This is a genomic window from Pseudarthrobacter sp. NKDBFgelt (genome assembly GCF_046097905.1).
Classification (GTDB): domain Bacteria; phylum Actinomycetota; class Actinomycetes; order Actinomycetales; family Micrococcaceae; genus Arthrobacter; species Arthrobacter polychromogenes.
In genome coordinates this window covers 1-5,543 of record NZ_JBJURL010000129.1, presented here as the reverse complement: position 1 = coordinate 5,543, position 5,543 = coordinate 1, and the positions used below count along the sequence as shown (strand labels likewise).

6 protein-coding genes and 1 pseudogene are annotated in these 5,543 nt (G+C 66.9%); 5 read left to right on the top strand and 2 right to left on the bottom strand.

The window, feature by feature from the left end:
- Positions 1-236 (top strand): annotated as a pseudogene (locus tag ACKAE7_RS20295) (hypothetical protein); the annotation flags it as partial.
- Positions 236-1,045 (top strand): ABC transporter permease, encoded by an 810-nt coding sequence (locus ACKAE7_RS20290; RefSeq protein WP_188809550.1) that lies wholly within the window; start codon positions 236-238, stop codon positions 1,043-1,045. The pseudogene ACKAE7_RS20295 and the gene ACKAE7_RS20290, both read left to right, overlap by 1 nt.
- A 2-nt stretch (positions 1,046-1,047) precedes the next feature.
- Here the strand turns inward: ACKAE7_RS20290 and ACKAE7_RS20285 are convergent, their stop codons facing one another.
- Entirely contained in the window at positions 1,048-2,724 is a 1,677-nt protein-coding gene (locus ACKAE7_RS20285; protein ID WP_408980135.1) for an AMP-binding protein, read from the bottom strand.
- 103 nt (positions 2,725-2,827) lie between these two features.
- Here ACKAE7_RS20285 and ACKAE7_RS20280 point away from each other — a divergent pair, with 103 nt between their 5' ends.
- Positions 2,828-3,106 carry a putative quinol monooxygenase gene (locus ACKAE7_RS20280; protein WP_066278079.1) on the top strand — a complete coding sequence of 93 codons (279 nt, stop codon included), beginning with the start codon at positions 2,828-2,830 and terminating at the stop codon, positions 3,104-3,106.
- A 63-nt stretch (positions 3,107-3,169) separates the two neighbouring features.
- Here ACKAE7_RS20280 and ACKAE7_RS20275 read toward each other — a convergent pair whose 3' ends face one another.
- A complete protein-coding gene (locus ACKAE7_RS20275; RefSeq protein ID WP_104184401.1) occupies positions 3,170-3,595 on the bottom strand; it encodes a co-chaperone YbbN in 426 nt (141 codons plus the stop codon).
- A gap of 157 nt (positions 3,596-3,752) precedes the next feature.
- Between ACKAE7_RS20275 and ACKAE7_RS20270 the strand changes: the two genes are divergently transcribed.
- Positions 3,753-4,676, top strand: coding sequence for an ABC transporter ATP-binding protein (locus tag ACKAE7_RS20270; protein ID WP_408980134.1), 924 nt, complete (start codon positions 3,753-3,755; stop codon positions 4,674-4,676).
- On the top strand, positions 4,673-5,470 hold the full coding sequence (locus ACKAE7_RS20265) for an ABC transporter permease subunit (protein ID WP_408980133.1): 798 nt from the start codon (positions 4,673-4,675) through the stop codon (positions 5,468-5,470). The genes ACKAE7_RS20270 and ACKAE7_RS20265 overlap by 4 nt, the downstream gene beginning before the upstream one ends.
- Positions 5,471-5,543 lie beyond the last annotated feature (73 nt).

The window sequence follows — 5,543 nt, the reverse complement described above, 5'->3', positions numbered from 1 at the left end:
CCTTGAGCCGGACGGGGATGACGCGGCTGTGCCCGGCCAGCTCCCTGAATTCGTACGACGGCGTTGTCCGCTTCCGCCTCCGGCTCCCCGAAGGTGCCCGGCTGGCGCCTGGGCTGCTGCTGGAGATGCACGACGCCGGCGCTCCCGCCCAGTCCCTGGAGCTGAAGCCGCCCACCCTGGACGATGTGTTCCTGGAACTGACCGGGCGCAACCTGCGGGAAGGAGCGAACCGCTGATGGCCGCGCACGGCACCATTGCCGGCACCCGGGAAAAGCACGGGCTGGGCAGGGTCCTGCATGACACCAGGTACGTGTTCTGGCGGGAAATGCTGCTGCCGCTCAGGGACCCGTTCTCGCTGGTGTTCTCGCTGCTCCAGCCGCTGGTCTTCCTGGGATTGTTCGGCCCGTTGCTGGGCGCGGCAGTGGGCGCGCCCGCGTTCGGCGGACAGTCCACGCTCCAGTGGTTCCTCCCGGGTGTGGTGGTGATGATCGCCCTCTTCGGAACGTCCATGACCGGTTCAAACCTGCAGTACGAGCTCATGACGGGCTCCTACGAGCGCATCCTGGCAACGCCCCTGTCCAGGTCCTCGCTGATGATCGGGCGGGCATTGAAGGAGTGGGCGCCGCTGGTGGTCCAGGGGCTCCTCATCGCCCTGGTCTGCATCCCCTTCGGCTTCGTGTTCCACCCGCTGCACGTGGTGGCCGGGCTGGTCATCCTGGGGATCTTCGGGATAGGACTCGGAGCCCTGTCGTATGCGCTGGCCCTCGTCTCCCAGAACAAGGAGTGGATCTTCTGGGGGGTCCAGCAAACGCTGCTGTTCCCGCTGATGATCCTCTCCGGCATCATGCTTCCCATCGAGGCCGGACCCGGCTGGATGCAGACGGCCAGCCTGTTCAACCCCCTGACCTACCTGGTGAACGCCGAGCGCGAACTATTCGCGGGCAGCGTCGGGACGGACACCCTCCTGGGCCTGCTTGCCGCCGCGGTGACAGCCGCCGTCGGCCTTGCCGTGGGTGTGAAAGCCATCAGCCGCAACATCCGCTGACGTCACAACCCCAGCCGGGCCACGGCCTCCTGGCGCATCTCCACCTTGCGGACCTTCCCGGACACGGTCATGGGGAACCTCTCCCGGACCTCGACGTAGCGGGGAACCTTGTAGTGGGCCAGCTTCCCCCGGCAGTACTCGGCAAGCGAGCCTGCGTCCAGCGGCTGGGCGCCGGGCTTGAGGATGATGCACGCCATCAGCTCCTCGCCGTACCTGGCATCCGGCACCCCGATGACCTGCACGTCCTGGATCGACGGGTGGGCGAAGAGGAACTCCTCAATCTCCCGCGGATAGATGTTTTCACCGCCCCTGATCACCATGTCCTTGATCCGGCCCTCGATGACGACGTACCCGTCGTCGTCCATCCGGGCAAGGTCGCCGGTATGGATCCAGCCGTCGGCATCGATGGCCTCGGCGGTCTTGTCCGGCTGGTTCCAGTACCCCTTCATCACGGCATATCCCCGGGTGCAGAGCTCCCCGATCCGGCCCCGGTCCAGGATCTCCCCCGAGCCGGGATCAACGATCTTACTTTCCAGGTGGGGCATGGTGCGTCCCACCGTCTCGGTGCGCTGCCGCAGGCTGTCCCCCAGCCGGGTCATGGTGGACACCGGCGACGTTTCGGTCATGCCGTAGCAGATGGCCACATCCACCATGTTCATCTCCGACATCACCCGGTTCATCACCTCGATGGGGCACAGCGAGCCGGCCATGACACCCGTGCGCAGGCTGGACAGGTCGTAGGAAGCAAAGTCCGGCAGCGCCAGCTCGGCGATGAACATGGTGGGCACTCCGTACAGGGAGGTCCCACCGAAATCCTGGACGGCCTCCAGCGCTGCGGCCGGGCTGAATCCGCGGCCCGGGATGATGGTGGCAGCGCCGCGGCTGAGGGCATTCAGGTTGCCGATCACCATCCCGAAGCAGTGGTAGAACGGCACCGGGATCACCACCCTGTCGTGCTCTGTGTACCCGAGCAGTTCGCCGATCGAGAACCCGTTGTTGAGGATGTTGTGGTGCGTGAGCGTTGCCCCTTTGGGGAAGCCCGTGGTCCCGGAGGTGTATTGCAGGTTGATGGGATCGTGCGGGTCAAGTTCAGCCATCCGGGCCTGCAGTCCGGCATGTCCGACGTCGTCCGCCCGCCGAAGCAGCTCGGCGTACGTCAGCTCCGCGTCACCGAGGGGGACGCCGGCGTCGAACCCGTCCTCCGCCGGCGCGGGCAGGAAGACCAGCTCGCGCAAGTCCGGGCACTCCGCGAGCGCCTTCCGGGCCATCCCCACGTAGTCGCTGTTGGTGTCCGACGGGGCGGTGACCAACATCCGCATGCCGTTCTGCCGCACCACGAATTCCAGTTCGTGGCTGCGGTAGGCAGGGTTGACGTTGACCAGGATGGCCCCCGCCTTGGCGGTGGCGTACTGGAGGAGGGTCCATTCGGCGCAGTTGGGACTCCAGATTCCCACCCGGTCACCCTTGGCGACGCCCAGGGCGAGGAGCGCACGCGCGAGCCGGTCGACGTCGTCGTTCATCTTGGTGTAACTCCAGCGGCGGGCGTCGGCGCCCGGAACAGGTGCCGCCTCGATCAGCGCGTCGTGGAAGGGGAAACGGGCCGCCACCCGCTCAAAGTTCCGGCCGATGGTTTCATGGAGCAGCGGGACGTCAGTGTCCCCGGCTGTGTAGGCGCGCATGCTGGCACGCTACCAAGTGGCCACCTGCAATGAAAGCACCGGCGGAAGCGGTGTCCGCGCAACAGAACGCAAGCCGTCCGCAGGTGCCGGTATTGTGAAATCCATGACTTCACCCATTGACCTGCAGGCAACGTTCATCCCCAACGACGGCGAATTCCACCGCGTCAAGCTGGCCCTCGAAATCGCCATCGACGAGGTGGTGAACGAACCCGGCTGCATCCGGTACGAGCTGACGGAAGCCACCGAGGAGAAGCTGGTCCTGACGGAGCAGTGGGCGTCGGAGGAGGACCTGGCCAAGCACTCCAAGGGCATCGCCGTGCAGGACCTGAACGAATCACTGAGCGCGCTCCTGGCCGAGCCCGTCAAGGTGGAACGGATCTAATCGACTTAACAACAAATGCGGGACCTCCCAGTGGGAGGTCCCGCATTTTGCGTTGTAGAAGCCTTAGGCGTCCGGGATCTGCGTGCCGTCCTGCGGACCGGCCGGTTTACCGGCTGCGGCGGCGGCCTCTTCCCGCTGGCGTGCCACGTGGGCGTGGACTTCCTCCATGTCCAGGGCCTTCACGGCATCCACCACCTGTTCAAGCTGCTGGGCGTTCAGCGCGCCGGGCTGCGAGAATACCAGCACCTTTTCGCGGAAGGCCATCAGGGTGGGGATGGACGAGATGCCTGCCTCGGCGGCGAGCTGCTGCTCGGCCTCGGTGTCCACCTTGGTGAAGAGGACATCCGGGTGCTTCTCCGAGACGGCCGAGTACGTGGGACCGAACTGCTTGCAGGGCCCGCACCATTCCGCCCAGAAATCCACCAGGACAATGTCGTTGCCTTCGATGGTGGATGCGAACTGTTCACCTGTGATGTCAAGGGTAGCCATGGGTCAACGGTACGCGCCGCTCCGCCGGCCTGTCCCGCCCGCGGCCCCTTGTTCGCTCCCCGCGTCATCGGGAATAACACGGGCAGCCGCAATGTACAGGGCAGCCGGCGGCGCCTAGTCTTGGGTCATCGCCGCGCGTGCGTACCCAGGAGGTCTGATGGCACCCGCTATCTCAGCGAAGTCCCTGACCAAAAAATTCGGGCGCCGCGAAGTGCTCCACGGCGTTGATTTCGAGGTGGAGGCCGGCTCCGTCTTTGGTGTGATCGGCCCGAACGGTGCAGGAAAGACCACCACCATGCGCTGCCTGCTGGACATCATCCGCCCCACCAGCGGGACCATCCGGGTGCTGGGGACGGATCCGCGGGCGGGTGGCCCGGAACTGCGGCGCCGCATCGGCTACCTTCCCGGGGAGCTGTTCCTGGCGGGCCGGGTAACGGGGCGCACGCTGCTGGCCCACTATGAGGCAATCAGCGGGCCGGTGCCGCCGGGCCGGGTGGACCAGCTGGCGGAGCGGCTGGGACTGGACCTCACCCGCCATACCCGCAAGCTGTCCAAGGGCAACAAGCAGAAACTGGGCTTGGTGCAGGCGTTCATGCACCAGCCCGAGCTGCTGGTCCTCGATGAGCCCACCAGCGGCCTGGACCCCCTGGTCCAGCAGGAGTTCCACGCCATGGTGCGCGAGGCGAGGCACCGCGGCCAGACCATCTTCCTCAGTTCGCACGTCCTGAGCGAGGTCCAGCAGACAGCGGACACGGTGGCCATCCTCCGGGACGGCAGGATCATCGCCGTCGAATCCGTCAGCGGACTCCGCGAAGGTGCCGTGCGCCGCGTCCGCTTCACCACGTCCGGCATTGCAGCGCACGACGCCGTTGCGCTGCTCAGTGGGGTGCCCGGCGTCGGACACGTGGAGGTGCTGGAGGCCGACGGCACGGCGACGCTGTCCGCCACCATTGGCGGGGACATCCAGCCGCTGGTGAGGATGCTGGCTTCCCTCCGCCTGACTGACCTCGTCCTGGAAGAGCCGGACCTGGAAGAAGCAGTGCTGACGATGTACGCCGCCCCGCAGGAGGAGGCACGGTGACGGCTCTTCCACTGTTCCGCCGGGCCTTCTTTGACACCTGGCGCTCCACCCTGGGTTGGGCGCTGGGCCTGGCCGCGGCGATTTTCCTCTATCTGCCGCTGTACCCGTCCATCGGGGGCAGCGCGCAGATGCAGGACATGATCGATGCCCTCCCTCCGGAGATGACCAAGGCGCTGAACTATGACCAGATAGCCACCGGCCCTGGCTACACGCAGGCCACGCTGTTCGGGCTCCTCGGCTTCCTCCTGATGACCATCGCGTCGGTCTCCTGGGGCGCCGCGGCCGTGGGCGGGGACGAGGAGTCGGGCCAGCTGGAACTGACCCTGGCGCACGGGGTGCGCAGGGTGCAGGTGGTGCTGGAACGGGCCCTTGCCCTGCTGCTGCGCGTGGTGCTGCTGGCGGCCGTGGTCTGCTCCCTGGTGTGGCTGCTGAACGGGCCGGCGCAGCTGGGCATCGAGCTGGGCAACCTGCTGGGCGCCACCGTGCTGTTCGCCGGGCTGGCACTGCTGAGCGGAACGGCCGCCCTCTGCGTTGGCGCTGTCACCGGCCGCCGCACGCACGGGCTGGCAGCCGGCGCCGCCGTCGGGGTGCTCGGGTACGTGTTCAACGCGGTGGGACGGCAGAGCAAGGACGTGGAGTGGCTGCTGAACCTCAGCCCCTACCACTGGGCCTACGGAAACTCACCGGTGGCGAACGGGGCGGACTGGCCGGCAGCGGCATGGCTGTGGGCCATCTCGGCCGCGCTGGTGGTATTCGCCGCCGTCGCCCTGGAGCGGCGGGACGTGGGCGCCTAGGGTGTGTCTCCTTATTGGCGTAGCCAGATGACGACGGCGTACAGGACGACGCCGGCTCGATAGGTCAGTGCGA